This is a genomic window from Kitasatospora sp. NBC_00458 (assembly GCF_036013975.1).
Taxonomy (GTDB): domain Bacteria; phylum Actinomycetota; class Actinomycetes; order Streptomycetales; family Streptomycetaceae; genus Kitasatospora.
In genome coordinates this window covers 7,232,795-7,247,794 of the sequence record NZ_CP107904.1, presented here as the reverse complement: position 1 = coordinate 7,247,794, position 15,000 = coordinate 7,232,795, and the positions used below count along the sequence as shown (strand labels likewise).

Here is a 15,000-nt window from a genome sequence, read left to right as displayed (position 1 = left end):
GGCGCGTACCGCCGATCGCGGCGCGCGCCCGGCATCCGCGCCCGGCATCCGCGCTCGATTACGGCCTAGATCGGCCACGTTCGAGCGGATCCGTTCACTATCGTTCTTCCCCTCGCATCCGGGAGCAGTGGCCGTGTTGAATCGCCGCGTGACCGGACCACCCACCGGTCCGGACCTGCTCGGGAGGCTGTCGGCTCCCGCGCGTTCGGTCTGGGCCAAGCACGACCGCGACGCCGACACCTGGCTGCCGCTGTGGCGCCATCTCGCGGACAGCGGTGCGGTGGCGGCGCGCCTCTGGGACCACTGGCTCCCGTACAACGTCAGGGAGTTGATCGCCGAGGCGATCGCTCCCGGTGCCGACCGGAATCAGGCCCGCACCCTCACGGTGTGGTTGGCGGCCACCCACGACGTGGGCAAGGCCACGCCGGCGTTCGCCTGCCAGGTCCCCCAACTCGCCCAGCGGATGCGGGACATCGGCCTGGCGATGCGTGAGGAGAAGCAGTACGGCGACGATCGCCGGCTGGCACCGCACGGACTGGCCGGACAACTCCTCATCCAGGAATGGCTGGTGGAGCGCCACGACTGGCCCCATCGGGCCGCCGGGCAGTGGGCGGTGGTCGCCGGGGGGCACCACGGGGTGCCCCCCGGGCACTCGCAGGTGCACGACCTCGACCTGCGCGAGGACCTGCTCCGCACGCCGGGTGAGAGCGAAGGGCTCTGGCGCGACGTGCAGTTCGAGTTCCTGGACGTCTGCACGGAGCTGCTGGAGGCGGCGGACATCCTCGACCGGGTCAAGGGCGTGAAGCTCCCGCAGCCGGTGCAGGTCCTGCTGACCGGTGTCGTCATCATGGCCGACTGGATCGCGAGCAACCCGGACCTCTTCCCTTACTTCCCCGAGGATTCGCCCCGCTCGGAGGAGGAGCGCATCGCGTCGGCCTGGAACGGGCTGCGCCTTCCGCCCGCCTGGCGTCCGGACGAACCACTCGCCGATGCAGGCACGTTGATCGCCTCGCGGTTCGACCTCCCTGCGGGCGCGGAGCCGCGCCCCGTACAGGTGGAGGCCGTCCGGCTGGCGCGCGAGCTGTCCGGACCGGGGCTGCTGGTGATCGAGGCGCCGATGGGAGAGGGCAAGACGGAAGCCGCCCTGGCCGCCGCCGAGATCCTCGCCGCCCGGACCGGCGCGGGCGGGTGCTACGTGGCACTGCCCACCCGGGCGACCGCCGACGCGATGTTCTCCCGGCTCACCGCCTGGCTGGGCCACCTGCCCGCCGACGGGGCACGATCGGTGTTCCTCGCGCACGCGAAGGCGGCGCTCAACGACGAGTACGCGGGCATGATGGCCGCCGACCGGCAGCGGATCCGGGCGGTGGACCAGGACGGCCCGCGCGGCGCCGGCCACCGCGCGAGGCGCAAGGCCTCCGGGCTGATCGCCCACCAGTGGCTGCGCGGACGGAAGAAGGGCATGCTGGCGTCCTTCGCCGTCGGCACGATCGACCAGGTACTCTTCGCCGGCCTCAAGAACCGTCATCTCGCGCTGCGCCACCTCGCGCTCGCCGGGAAGGTCGTCGTGATCGACGAGGTGCACGCGAACGACGCCTACATGAACACCTACCTGGTGCGGGTGCTCTCCTGGCTCGGCGCCTACCGGGTGCCGGTGGTCATGCTGTCGGCGACGCTTCCCGCCGCCACCCGCCGCGCCCTCGTACGGGCGTACTGCGGGGAGGAGGACGCCCACCCCGAGCAGGAACGGGGACAGGATCGGGAACGAGAACAGGAGCAGGAGCAGGAACGGGAAGACCAGCCGGGCCTGGCAGCGGCGCCGGCCCGTGGTCCCGACGCGGCCGGCTACCCGCTGCTCACCGCCGTCGCCCCCGGCCGCCCGCCCCTGGTGCGCATGCCGGCCGCCGACGCCTCCCGCCGCACGGCCGTCCGGCTGGAGCGCCTCGACGACGACCTCGCCGTTCTCACCGACCGCCTGGCGCTCGAACTCTCCGGCGGCGGCTGCGCGCTGGTCGTCCGCAACACCGTGGACCGGGTGCTGGAGACGGCCGAGCGGCTGCGCGAACGGTTCGGCGACGACGCCGTCACCGTGGCGCACTCCCGTTTCGTCGACCTCGACCGGGCCCGTAAGGACGCCGACCTGCTCGCCCGGTTCGGCCCGACCGGCGACCGCCCGGCCGGACCCCACCTCGTCGTCGCCAGCCAGGTGGCGGAGCAGTCGCTCGACGTCGACTTCGACCTCCTGGTCACCGACCTCTGCCCGGTGGACCTGCTGCTGCAGCGGACGGGCCGCCTGCACCGCCACCGGCGCGGCGAGGGGCAGGCCGAGCGGCCCGCCCGCCTGCGGACGGCCCGCTGCCTGGTCACCGGTGCCGACTGGGCGGCGCAGCCGCAGCCACGTCCGGTGAAGGGGTCGGTGGCCGTCTACGGGCGGCACCACCTGCTCCGCTCGGCCGCCGTGCTGGTGCCGCATCTGGAGGGCGGCGTGCCGCTCACGCTGCCGGACGACATCGGCCCGTTGGTCCAACACGCCTACGGCGGTCAGCCGGTGGGGCCGCCCGGCTGGGCCGGGGTGCTGGCCGAGGCCGCCGAGGAGCAGCGGCTGGCGGACGCCGGGCGGACGGCGCGTGCCGAGGTGTTCCGGCTGGACGGGGTGCGCCGGGCGGGCCGTTCGCTGGTGGGCTGGCTCGATGCCGGGGTCGGGGACGTGGACGACCACCGGTCGGGCCGGGCGCAGGTCCGGGACGGCGAGGAGAGTCTGGAGGTGATGGTGGCGATGCGCCACGCGGACGGCCGCCTGACGACGCTCCCCTGGCTGGACCGGGGCCGGGGCGGCCTGCCGCTCCCGACCGAGACGGCTCCCACCTGGCATGCCGCGCAGGCGCTCGCGGCGAGCAGTCTGCGGCTGCCGTACCACTTCTCCAAGCCGTGGGTGATCGATCGTGCGATCCGGGAGTTGGAGGCCCTCTACGTCCCGGCCTGGCAGACGAGGGAGTGTCCGCAGCTGGACGGCGAGCTGGTGCTGGTGCTGGACGAGCAGGGCCGGGCCCGACTGGCCGGCTTCGACGTGGAGTACGGCGCGGGTGACGGTCTGGCGGTGCACCCGGCCGGGGCCCGTGACGTGAGATTGGTGAGAAGCGTGCCCTCGTTCGACCTGGTGTCCCGCCCCTGGATTCCGGTGCAGCGGCTGGACGGGACGTCCGCCGAGCTGTCCTTGCGCGAGGTGTTCGCCGAGGCCGCCGGTCTGCGCAGGCTGGTCGGGGACGTGCCGACGCAGGAGTTCGCCCTGCTGCGCCTGCTGCTGGCGGTCCTGCACGACGCCGTCGACGGCCCGGTGGAACTGGAGGACTGGGAGGACCTCTGGAACGATCCCGGGGCCCTCGCCGCCGTCGGCCCGTACCTGGACCGGCATCGCGAGCGGTTCGACCTGTTGCACCCGCGGGAGCCGTTCTTCCAGGTCGCCGGCCTGCGCACGGAGAAGGACGAAGTCGCCTCGCTCAACCGGCTGGTGGCGGACGTGCCGAACGGCGAGCCGTTCTTCACCATGCGGCTGCCCTCGGCCGAGCGGCTCTCCTTCGCCGAGGCGGCGCGCTGGTTGGTGCACGCGCACGCCTTCGACACGTCCGGCATCAAGTCGGCCGCCGCGGGTGACGGCAGGGGGAGGAACGGCAAGGTGTACCCGCTGGGCACCGGTTGGGCGGGTGGCCTCGGGGGCGTGCTGGCCGAGGGGGACGACCTGCGGGCGACCCTGCTGCTCAACCTGGTGGCCGCGGACACCACCGGGGCGCGTTTTCGCCCCGGTGACCGGCCGGCGTGGCGGCGCGGCCCGTACGGCCCGGGGCCGGATCCGGGGGCGGCCGATCCCTCGGCCCGTCCGTCGGGGCCGCGGGACCTGTACACCTGGCAGTCGCGTCGGATCCGGCTGCACCACGACGGGAGCGCGGTCCACGGGGTGGTGCTTTCGTACGGCGACCCGCTGCCGGGGCACGACCTCCGCTTCAGCGAACCGCTCTCCGGCTGGCGGCGCAGCCGTCCGCAGGAGAAGAAGCTCGGCCGGTCGCCGGTGTACCTCCCGCGCCAGCACCTGCCGGAGCGCGCGGCCTGGCGCGGGCTTCCCGCCCTGTTGCAGGCGCGGCGCCGACGCGGTGAGGACCAGCACGGCGAAGCCCCGGACGCGCTGCGCCCGCTGGTGCTCGACTGGGTGGCCCGACTGGCCAACGAGGGCATGCTGCCGCCCGGTCATCTGATCCGGGCGCGGACGATCGGCGCGGTGTACGGCACCCAGCAGTCGGTCGTCGACGAGCTGGTGGACGACGGTGTCGCGCTGGCCGTGGTCCTGCTGCACGAGGAGGATCCGCGGTACGGGCAGCGGGCCGTCAGCGCGGTCGAGGCGGCGGAGCGGGCCGTGCAGGCGCTCGGCCACCTCGCCGCCGATCTCGCCGCGGCCGCCGGCTCCGAGGCCGACGCCCCCAGGACCGCCGCGGCCGAGCGCGGTTACGCCGCGCTCGACGGCCCGTTCCGGCTCTGGCTGCGGGACCTCGGCCGGCACACCGACCCGGCGCGGGCCCTCGACGCCTGGCACCGGCAGGCGCGGCGGCTCGTCGCCGCCCTGGGCGCCGACCTGGTGGACACCGCACCGTGGGCGGCGCGGGAGGGACGTGTGGTGGCGGGGCGGGGCGGCGGCCGGGTCTGGCTGAACGACGCCCGGGCGCACGGGCACTTCCTGGCCGCGCTGGCGAAGGCCCTCCCGAGCCCGGAGGCACCGGACGCGCCGAAGTCACCGGAGACCCCGGAGACCCCGACTGCGCTCACCCCGCCGACGGGTGCGAACACGCCGGACGGCCCCGGCGAGGACGATCACGACGACCTTCCGGAGAACGACGACCGATGACCACCGCATCCGCACCCACTTCCGTATCCGCATCCGTCCCCGTACCCGTCCCCGCATCCGTCCCCTCGCCCCGCCGCACCGGCCTCGGCCGGACGGGCGACGCGACCCACCGCTGTCTGGCCAGGCTCCAGTACGGCTACCACCGCGACGACGCGGCGGCCGTGGCCCGGATCGCACAGATCCGCCGCGGCGCCGGCCGGCCGGTGGACGCGCTGCCCGAACTCTGGGGCCTCACCGGCCTGGAGCTCCTCTATCCGGACGGCCGGGTCGGGCCGACCGACACGGCGGCCGAGAACGCGATGCACACCGCAGTGACCCTCTGGTCGCTCCACCAGCAGTCGCACCGCAGCCACGGGATGCACCGGCCCGACGGCCCCGGACTCGGCGCCGCGGTGAGGCGGTTGATGCCGGCCGACGACGTGGACGAGCCGTTGCGCAAGCGGTTCGTCCGGGCCGGCGCCGCGCCCGCCTTCGACGTCCTCGCCCAGCGGCTGCGCGAGATCGTGGTGCTGCTGCACCGGGCGGCCGTCCCCCTCGACTACGGGGTGCTCGCCGACCAGCTCTACCTGTGGCAACTGCCGGGGCGCCGGGCCGAGGTGATCCGGGCCTGGGGCCGCGGCTTCCACGCCTACCGGCCGCCCCGGGCCGCGGCGGGAGGCTCCGGCGAGAGCGCCGACGGGGCCGCCGACGGATCCGCCACGACCGGCGGGCCGCTCTCTCCCGCCTCCGCCACCGACCCCGATCTCATCGACACCGACAAGGACCAATCGTGACCCGTACGATCCTGGACGTCCACGTCCTGCAGACCGTGCCGCCGAGCAACCTCAACCGGGACGACACCGGCGCGCCGAAGTCGGCGGTGTACGGCGGGGTGCGCCGGGCCCGGGTGTCCAGCCAGGCGTGGAAGCGGGCGACCCGCCAGGCCTTCGACGGCCTGCTGGACCCGGCCGAGCTGGGTGTCCGCACCAAGAAGGCGGCCGAGCTGCTGGCGGCCCGGATCATCGCCCGGGGCGTCGAGCTCAAGGAACCGGAAGCCTGGCAGGCCGCCGCCGAGACGATCACCGCCGCGACGGGTGCGAAGGTCGAACCCCCCAAGCGGAAGAAGGACAGCGCGGCGAGGAACGGCGACGAGGACCCCGCGCCCGAGTCCGCGTACCTGCTCTTCCTGAGCGACCGCCAGCTCGACGCGCTCGCCGACCTCGCGGCGGAGGCGCTGAACGGGCCCGGTGGCCAGGGCGGGCCGGGTGGGGTGAAGGAGTTCTTCAAGGCCAAGGAGAACCGGGCCAGGGCCCGGGAAGCGGCCAACACCCGGCACTCCGTGGACATCGCGCTGTTCGGCCGCATGGTCGCCGACGCCTCCGACATCAACGTGGACGCCGCCGCGCAGGTGGCGCACGCGATCAGCGTGCACGCGGTAGAAAACGAGTCCGACTACTTCACCGCGGTGGACGACCAGCGGGGCGACGACGAGCCGGGCGCCGGAATGATCGGCATCGTCGACTTCAACTCCGCGACGCTGTACCGCTACGCGGCCGTGGACGTGGACGGGCTGAAGAAGAACCTCGGTGACGGGATGCGCCCGGACGAGCCCGCGACCGAGCCGGTCCGCCGCGCGGTGCAGGCCTTCGTCGAGGCCTTCGTGACCTCGATCCCCAGCGGCAAGATGAACACCTTCGCCAATCAGACGCTCCCGGACGCGGTGATCGTCAAGCTCCGTTCGGCCCGCCCGATCAGCTTCGCCGGGGCCTTCGAGGAAGCGGTGCTCCCCGGTGGCGGCGGCCTCACCGGCGGTCATGTCGCCGCCGCCTGCGCACAGTTGGCCGCGTACGTGCCCGAGGTCGAGCGGGCCTTCGGCGCGGTGACCGAGGAGAGCTGGGTCCTGCGGGTCGGCGAGCGGACGGCCCCGCTCTCCGACCTCGGCACCGACGTGGGCCTCCGCGAGCTGGTCGAGGCGGTCGGCACGGCGGTGGCGGGCAGGCTGGGGCCGGACGCGTGAGCGTGCTCCTGCTGCGGCTCGCGGGGCCGCTCCAGTCCTGGGGCGCGTCCTCACGGTTCGCCCGGCGGACCACGGAGGCCGCGCCGACCAAGAGCGGCGTGGTGGGGCTGCTCGCGGCCGCGCTGGGCCGCGACCGGACCGCCGACCCGGCCGATCTCGCCGCGCTGCGGTTCGGGGTCCGGATCGACCAGCCCGGCACCCCCGTCCGGGACCTCCAGACCGCCCGCCACGGGGACACGGGGAAGGCGATGCCCCTGTCCGAACGCTTCTACCTGGCGGACGCCGTGTTCGTCGCGGCCGTCGAGGGTGAGGACGCGACGGTCGACGGCCTCCTCGCGGCACTGCGCGCACCGGTCTTCCTGCCGTACCTCGGCCGCCGATCCTGCCCGCCGAGCGGGCCGCTGGACCTCGGCGTCCGCCGGGACGTCGGGCTCCGGCAGGCCCTGGAGCGGGAACCGTGGCAGGCCGCCCGCCGGCACCTGTCCCGCCACCCTTCGCCGACCGTGCCGCTGACCGTCCTGACCGACGCCGAGCCGGCCGAACAGGCGAGGGCGGACCTCCTGCGCGACCTGCCGCTGAGCTTCGACCCCCGACACCGCCGGTACGCGGTGCGCGGCGTGACCTCCTCCGTGGTGGACGTGCCGACGCTCGGCCCCGCTCACGACCCGACGGCCCACCTGAGTCCCCTGGAACCGGTCTGAACATGTTCCTCACCCGCTTTCGCATCAACACCGCCCGCGCCGGGGCGCGCCGACTGCTCTCGTCGCCGCAACTGCTGCACGGCGCCGTCATGGCGTCGTTCGCCGACGACGGGGCGGCGGCCCCGACGGCGGCCGCCCCGACGGCCGGGGTGCCGACGACCAGGGCGGCGACCACCGCGGCCCCGACGACCGGAGTGCCGACGGCCGGGGCGCCGACCACCGCGGCCCCGACGACCGCCACCGCCGCGGGCGCCCCGCGGGTGCTCTGGCGGATCGACCACAACTCCCGCACCGAGGTGCTGCTCCACCTGGTCAGCCCGCAGCGCCCCGACCTCACCCACCTGGTCGAGCAAGCCGGCTGGCCGACCACCGGCGGCTGGCAGACGTACGACTACGGCGCCTTCCTCGCCACCATCACCACCGGGTCGACCTGGGCCTTCCGGCTGACCGCCAATCCGGTGCACAGCATCCGCCGCACCCCCGACGAACCGACCAAGCGGACCGCGCACCTGACCCACCGCCACCAGGCCGCCTGGCTGCTGAAGCAGCAGGAACGGGCCGGCTTCACCATCGTCGAGAAGGCACCCGAGCACCGGCTGCTGCCCGAGGGGGACGAACGGGAACTTGTCGTCCACCACCCCCGGAACCTCTCCTTCGGCAAGAACGACCGGACGAACGGCGGCCGTCACAAGGTCACCCTGACGACCGCGACCTTCGACGGCCGGCTGCACGTCACCGACCCGGACGCGATGCGCCGCACGCTCACCGCGGGGCTGGGCAAGGCGAAGGCCTACGGCTGCGGGCTGATGACGCTCGCACCGGTGCGGAGCTGACCGGGGTGGGCGCGACTCCCGCCACCAGGCCGACCTCCACACCGCGCGGACTCGCCAGGGTCGGCGACCGGGTCTCCTTCCTCTACCTGGAGCGGTGCGTGGTCAGTCGCGAGGACAACGCGATCACCGCCACCGACGACTCGGGCGTCCGGTACATCCCCTCAGCGACGATCGGGGTCCTGCTGCTGGGACCGGGGACACGGGTCACCCACCAGGCGATGAGCGTGCTCGGCGAGTCCGGCGCGGGCGTCGTCTGGGTGGGCGAGCACGGGGTGCGGTACTACGCGGGCGGACGCGCCCTGACCCGCTCGGCCGGACTGGTGGAGGCCCAGGCCACGGCCTGGGCCAACCGGCGCCATCGGCTGGAGGTGGCACGGGAGATGTACCGGTTGCGCTTCCCCGACGCCGACCCGGCGGGCATGACCCGACGGGAACTGCTCGGCGGGGAGGGCGACCGGGTCAAGGCCGCGTACCGCGCGGAGGCCGCCCGCACCGGCGTCCGCTGGGTGCGGCGCACCTACGACCCGGGCGACTTCGCGGCGGGCGACACCCCGAACCAGGCGGTCACGGCGGCCGCACAGTGCCTGTACGGGATCGCCCACTCCGTGGTGGTGGCGCTCGGCTGCTCACCGGCGCTCGGGTTCGTGCACTCGGGCCACGAGCGGTCGTTCGTGATGGACGTGGCGGACCTCTACAAGGTCGCGTTCGGCATCCCCGCGGCGTTCGACGCCGCCGCGGAAGGCCCGGAGGACATCGCCGGACGGACCCGCCGGGCGCTCCGGGAACGGATCCGCGCGGCCGGCCTGCTGGACCGCGCGGTCGCGGACATCCAGCACCTGCTCGCACCGTACCGGCGCGCGGACGAAGAGGCCGCCGGCGGGAAGGCCGAGGACGGGACGGACGGGGGCGTACGACTCCAGACCGACCGGGACGGCACCGTGGCGGGCGGCCGCAACTACGGTGCGGAGGGCGTCTGGTGATCACCCTGGTACTCGCCGACTGCCCCGCCGGCCTGCGCGGGCTGCTGACCAGGTGGCTCACCGAGATCTCCCCCGGTGTCTTCGTCGGCGATCCGTCGGCCCGGATCCGCGAGCTGGTCTGGGAGGAGGTCCAGACCTACCGCGGCCGCGGCCGCGCCGTGCTCGCGTACAGCACGGACACCGAGCAGGGCTTCGCGTTCGCGACCCACGAGCACCGGTGGCACCCGGTGGACCACGAGGGCCTGACGCTGATCCACCGACCCTCCGACCGACCGCACCGCACAGTGCCTCCCCGCACACCCGCCACCCGGCCCGGCACGGACCATGACTCCGTGACGGATGGACCCACGACCCGACCGGCGGGCGCACCGACGGACGGAGATCCCGCGACGGGCTGGAGCAAGGCCGCGAAGCGCCGCCGCTTCGGTCCGCGCTAGCACGTGACCGCCGATGGCGGCCCGGCTCCTACCGCCGACACACCGAATCCACCGGAAAGACCGAAATGCCCGAAACTCGGCAAGTTGCACAGACCGCCCACCTGTCCTGACAAACCCCCAGCTCACGAACTCTGCTCCCCGCGCCTGCGGGGGTGTTCCCAAGGAAATCGCACATGAACATAGCCAAGAACACCTGCTCCCCGCGCCTGCGGGGGTGTTCCCGGGGCGTGGTCGGGGGCTCCGGCGATGCGCTGCTGCTCCCCGCGCCTGCGGGGGTGTTCCCGCCTCCTCGGGCGCGGTCGGCATCTGGCAGATCTGCTCCCCGCGCCTGCGGGGGTGTTCCCATCATCGTGTTGCGCAACACCGACCGCGCGAGCCTGCTCCCCGCGCCTGCGGGGGTGTTCCCTCGGCGACGCTGGCGAAGCACTGGACGTGGCACTGCTCCCCGCGCCTGCGGGGGTGTTCCCGGGCGTTCGAATCAGGACATGAGTGAGACTTTCTGCTCCCCGCGCCTGCGGGGGTGTTCCCTGCGGGGTGCCGCATTTTAAGCCATCCGGCACACTGCTCCCCGCGCCTGCGGGGGTGTTCCCGGTCAAGGTCGACCGCAACGCCTCCTACATCTCTGCTCCCCGCGCCTGCGGGGGTGTTCCCGTCAACGTCCAGATCAGCCAGGACGGATACCGCTGCTCCCCGCGCCTGCGGGGGTGTTCCCCGGAGCCACTACGCCCTGTGCGCCATGCTCGGCTGCTCCCCGCGCCTGCGGGGGTGTTCCCCACGACTCCTCGCCGCCGGCCGCCTGGTGGCGCTGCTCCCCGCGCCTGCGGGGGTGTTCCCGCGCGTACCGGATGCTCAAGATGGAGGGTCTCTGCTCCCCGCGCCTGCGGGGGTGTTCCCTGGGGCCGGTCAGCTCTGCCCGGGGAGGATCACTGCTCCCCGCGCCTGCGGGGGTGTTCCCTACGCCCCCGGCGCGGCCGGATGGGCGATCAACTGCTCCCCGCGCCTGCGGGGGTGTTCCCGACAAGAGCAGCAGCGGCGGCGGCGACGAGAACTGCTCCCCGCGCCTGCGGGGGTGTTCCCCAGGCCGGGCCGAGCACCGCCCCGAACGGTTCCTGCTCCCCGCGCCTGCGGGGGTGTTCCCTCGGCTTCGTGCAGGGCGACGCCGGGCGCGGGCTGCTCCCCGCGCCTGCGGGGGTGTTCCCGCGGACGCGCTCCGCATCATCCGCCCGGGTGTCTGCTCCCCGCGCCTGCGGGGGTGTTCCCACTATGAAGGCGTTCCCGACGATCAGGAGTCCCTGCTCCCCGCGCCTGCGGGGGTGTTCCCGGGCTGTCGGGCTGGACCGGCACCGCCATGGGCTGCTCCCCGCGCCTGCGGGGGTGTTCCCGCGCCGTGCCACATCCCATTCCTCCTGGGTGACTGCTCCCCGCGCCTGCGGGGGTGTTCCCGTGCGCCTGGACCTCAACACGAGCGGCTTCCGCTGCTCCCCGCGCCTGCGGGGGTGTTCCCCCGATCCGGGTGTGGGAGCGGTCGGACATCCGCTGCTCCCCGCGCCTGCGGGGGTGTTCCCCGGGGCCCGGCCTGAGAAGTGGGGTCAGCGCTCTGCTCCCCGCGCCTGCGGGGGTGTTCCCTCGGCCCCCCAGGCGTCGCACTCGTCGCGCCACTGCTCCCCGCGCCTGCGGGGGTGTTCCCCAGTGAGCAGCACCCCCTACTGCCCGGACGAGCTGCTCCCCGCGCCTGCGGGGGTGTTCCCTCGCCCCGGATCTCTGCCAGGTTGACCGCCATCTACTCCCCGCGCCTGCGGGGGTGTTCCCGACTGCTTGTCCCAGAACTGGACGGTGTTGAGCTGCTCCCCGCGCCTGCGGGGGTGTTCCCCACACCATCGGTGAGGTCGTGCAGTGGGTGCAGCTGCTCCCCGCGCCTGCGGGGGTGTTCCCAGGTCGGGCGTGATCGGGCCGATCAGCTTGTCCTGCTCCCCGCGCCTGCGGGGGTGTTCCCCACGAGCAGGCGTACCAGGATCTGGAGTTCTGCTGCTCCCCGCGCCTGCGGGGGTGTTCCCGGGCATTGCGGACAACGGGACGGTGCGGATCGCTGCTCCCCGCGCCTGCGGGGGTGTTCCCTGCTGGCCGGCCACCCGAAGCAGCAGGCGCGTCTGCTCCCCGCGCCTGCGGGGGTGTTCCCACCTCCCGCCCTCTCGCGCGAGAGGGCGACCCCTGCTCCCCGCGCCTGCGGGGGTGTTCCCCGCCGCGCAGACGTTCACCGGCGGATTCGTCACTGCTCCCCGCGCCTGCGGGGGTGTTCCCGTCGCACTGGGCGCTCTCCATCGGCTCCGGCGCTGCTCCCCGCGCCTGCGGGGGTGTTCCCGTCCCGGCGGGCGATCAGCCGGTCGATCGCCACTGCTCCCCGCGCCTGCGGGGGTGTTCCCTTCCTTCCGGTGAACAAGACGACCGGGAAGCACTGCTCCCCGCGCCTGCGGGGGTGTTCCCCAGTCGGAGAACTCCTCGGCCATGTCGTCCAGCTGCTCCCCGCGCCTGCGGGGGTGTTCCCTGCAGCAGCTCCTCCCGGCCTGCCGAGTGATGCTGCTCCCCGCGCCTGCGGGGGTGTTCCCTGCAGCAGCTCCTCCCGGCCTGCCGAGTGATGCTGCTCCCCGCGCCTGCGGGGGTGTTCCCGCCGGTCGGTCGATCGAGTGGACGGACGGGCGCTGCTCCCCGCGCCTGCGGGGGTGTTCCCTCCCGCTAGCCGACGTACCGTTGGGGAAACCACTGCTCCCCGCGCCTGCGGGGGTGTTCCCGGCCATTCAGGGCCGTCGACTTGGACCGGGTCCTGCTCCCCGCGCCTGCGGGGGTGTTCCCAGCGCCCGCCGCGCCGCCGCCGCCAAGAAGCCCTGCTCCCCGCGCCTGCGGGGGTGTTCCCGCCGGTCGGTCGATCGAGTGGACGGACGGGCGCTGCTCCCCGCGCCTGCGGGGGTGTTCCCAGGTCGAGTCGGCTCCCCCACCGGGCGCGACGCTGCTCCCCGCGCCTGCGGGGGTGTTCCTGCTGGATGCGAACTCGCACCGACGGAGCGGCACTGCTCCCCGCGCCTGCGGGGGTGTTCCCTCCCGCTAGCCGACGTACCGTTGGGGAAACCACTGCTCCCCGCGCCTGCGGGGGTGTTCCCGGCCATTCAGGGCCGTCGACTTGGACCGGGTCCTGCTCCCCGCGCCTGCGGGGGTGTTCCCAGAACGCCGATCCCCCCGCACTACGTAGGTAGCTGCTCCCCGCGCCTGCGGGGGTGTTCCCGGAGGGATCTCCAATGCGACAGTCTTCCATCTCCTGCTCCCCGCGCCTGCGGGGGTGTTCCCATCACCGCCGCCGGGACGCTCACCGCGGGCGGCTGCTCCCCGCGCCTGCGGGGGTGTTCCTCAGGTGAGCCCGGCCCGGCCCTCCCCCTGCTCCCCGCGCCTGCGGGGGTGTTCCCATTGCGGAGGAGACGCAGTCGGGCATCTACCACTGCTCCCCGCGCCTGCGGGGGTGTTCCCACCGCGACCAGGGCGAGCAGGACCGCGGCGATCTGCTCCCCGCGCCTGCGGGGGTGTTCCTCAGGCGCCGCAGCTTGTAGCGGTCGACCACGACTGCTCCCCGCGCCTGCGGGGGTGTTCCCGAGCGGAGCGGCGAGGATCGGACGTACGACCTCTGCTCCCCGCGCCTGCGGGGGTGTTCCCGCCTGGGTCGACACGGTCGTCACCGCGCGGCACTGCTCCCCGCGCCTGCGGGGGTGTTCCCCACTTACGCCGTCCTCTGGCGGGCCGGCGGAACTGCTCCCCGCGCCTGCGGGGGTGTTCCCCGTCCGCATGATCCCCCACCCCAGGAAGGCCGCTGCTCCCCGCGCCTGCGGGGGTGTTCCCCGCGCGAAGTTCTGGTCCACCGGGGAGTCCGACTGCTCCCCGCGCCTGCGGGGGTGTTCCCCCCCGGGTGCCAACGAGCGATCAACTCACTCGCTGCTCCCCGCGCCTGCGGGGGTGTTCCCAGCATGCTCAGCCGCATTACGCCGAAGGAAAACTGCTCCCCGCGCCTGCGGGGGTGTTCCCTGCTGGCCCGGCAGGGCACGCTCTACCTGATGCTGCTCCCCGCGCCTGCGGGGGTGTTTCCTCGTGCACGGGGAGGTAGAGCTGAGGGTCTCCCTGCTCCCCGCGCCTGCGGGGGTGTTCCCTGGCACAACATCTATCGCACCTGCTGCTCGGTGCTGCTCCCCGCGCCTGCGGGGGTGTTCCCAACGGGCCGCAGGATCCGGCCACGATCAGGGACTGCTCCCCGCGCCTGCGGGGGTGTTCCCCCGTGCTGTCCCTCAGCTCGAAGATGATGTTGCTGCTCCCCGCGCCTGCGGGGGTGTTCCCGAATCCCGAGGATGCGATCGTGACCGACACCACTGCTCCCCGCGCCTGCGGGGGTGTTCCCAGGCCCAGGACTACCGCGCCGCCGCCGAAGAGCTGCTCCCCGCGCCTGCGGGGGTGTTCCCGGCACGCGTCGCATACTCGGCGCGGAGTTCGGCTGCTCCCCGCGCCTGCGGGGGTGTTCCCCCTGGTGGTACGACTCCGCCACCATCGAGACCCTGCTCCCCGCGCCTGCGGGGGTGTTCCCTTCACCCCCCGGGGGAGGGGTGGGGTTGGCGCCTGCTCCCCGCGCCTGCGGGGGTGTTCCTCCACCTGGTCCGACGGGTGGAGGTGGGCCAGCCTGCTCCCCGCGCCTGCGGGGGTGTTCCCACCTCGCCGCACCCGGTGCACTGGTGGGAGTCCTGCTCCCCGCGCCTGCGGGGGTGTTCCCTGGAGGACCAGGCCCTCGCCGTGCTGGAGACCCTGCTCCCCGCGCCTGCGGGGGTGTTCCCATCTTCAGCGTACCCGGCGAAGCACTTGATTCCTGCTCCCCGCGCCTGCGGGGGTGTTCCCGGTCTGTGACGTACCCGGCGTGTCTTCGGGCACTGCTCCCCGCGCCTGCGGGGGTGTTCCCCGTCCGCGACGTCCAGCACATCGATATCGACGCTGCTCCCCGCGCCTGCGGGGGGGTTCCCCGCGGTGAAACCAACGGAGCCAGGAAGGCACCCTGCTCCCCGCGCCTGCGGGGGTGTTCCCGAGGCCGCCCGGCTGACCCAGGAGCTCCTCGACTGCTCCCCGCGCCTGCGGGGGTGTTCCCC

Annotated in this window: 7 protein-coding genes and 1 CRISPR repeat array (1 of these 8 running past the window's edge); all 7 genes read left to right on the top strand. The window is 74.1% G+C overall.

All coding sequences use genetic code 11. The features are described 5' to 3' along the window. Positions 1-148: 148 nt before the first annotated feature. From casA to cas2e, 7 genes are read left to right on the top strand one after another with little or no spacing between them, the layout of a single operon-like run. Positions 149-4,891 (top strand): type I-E CRISPR-associated protein Cse1/CasA, encoded by a 4,743-nt coding sequence (gene casA / locus OG550_RS29490; protein ID WP_327682632.1) that lies wholly within the window; start codon positions 149-151, stop codon positions 4,889-4,891. Continuing rightward, positions 4,888-5,664: a type I-E CRISPR-associated protein Cse2/CasB gene (casB, locus tag OG550_RS29485; protein ID WP_327682630.1), complete on the top strand. Its 777-nt coding sequence runs from the start codon at positions 4,888-4,890 to the stop codon at positions 5,662-5,664. Before casA ends, casB begins: the two co-directional genes overlap by 4 nt. Then, the gene (cas7e, locus tag OG550_RS29480; protein WP_327682628.1) at positions 5,661-6,887 is read left to right on the top strand and encodes a type I-E CRISPR-associated protein Cas7/Cse4/CasC; all 1,227 of its coding nucleotides are present in this window, start codon (positions 5,661-5,663) and stop codon (positions 6,885-6,887) included. Before casB ends, cas7e begins: the two co-directional genes overlap by 4 nt. Next, positions 6,884-7,588: a type I-E CRISPR-associated protein Cas5/CasD gene (gene cas5e, locus OG550_RS29475; protein WP_327682626.1), complete on the top strand. Its 705-nt coding sequence runs from the start codon at positions 6,884-6,886 to the stop codon at positions 7,586-7,588. The genes cas7e and cas5e overlap by 4 nt, the downstream gene beginning before the upstream one ends. Positions 7,589-7,590: 2 nt before the next feature. Then, entirely contained in the window at positions 7,591-8,421 is an 831-nt protein-coding gene (gene cas6e, locus OG550_RS29470) for a type I-E CRISPR-associated protein Cas6/Cse3/CasE (protein ID WP_327682624.1), read from the top strand. A gap of 5 nt (positions 8,422-8,426) precedes the next feature. After that, a complete protein-coding gene (gene cas1e / locus OG550_RS29465; RefSeq protein WP_327682622.1) occupies positions 8,427-9,401 on the top strand; it encodes a type I-E CRISPR-associated endonuclease Cas1e in 975 nt (324 codons plus the stop codon). Then, positions 9,398-9,838 carry a type I-E CRISPR-associated endoribonuclease Cas2e gene (gene cas2e / locus OG550_RS29460; RefSeq protein WP_327682620.1) on the top strand — a complete coding sequence of 147 codons (441 nt, stop codon included), beginning with the start codon at positions 9,398-9,400 and terminating at the stop codon, positions 9,836-9,838. Before cas1e ends, cas2e begins: the two co-directional genes overlap by 4 nt. Before the next feature lie 131 nt (positions 9,839-9,969). Further along, positions 9,970-15,000: a CRISPR direct-repeat array (repeat unit 29 nt; unit sequence CTGCTCCCCGCGCCTGCGGGGGTGTTCCC); it runs 853 nt beyond the window's last position.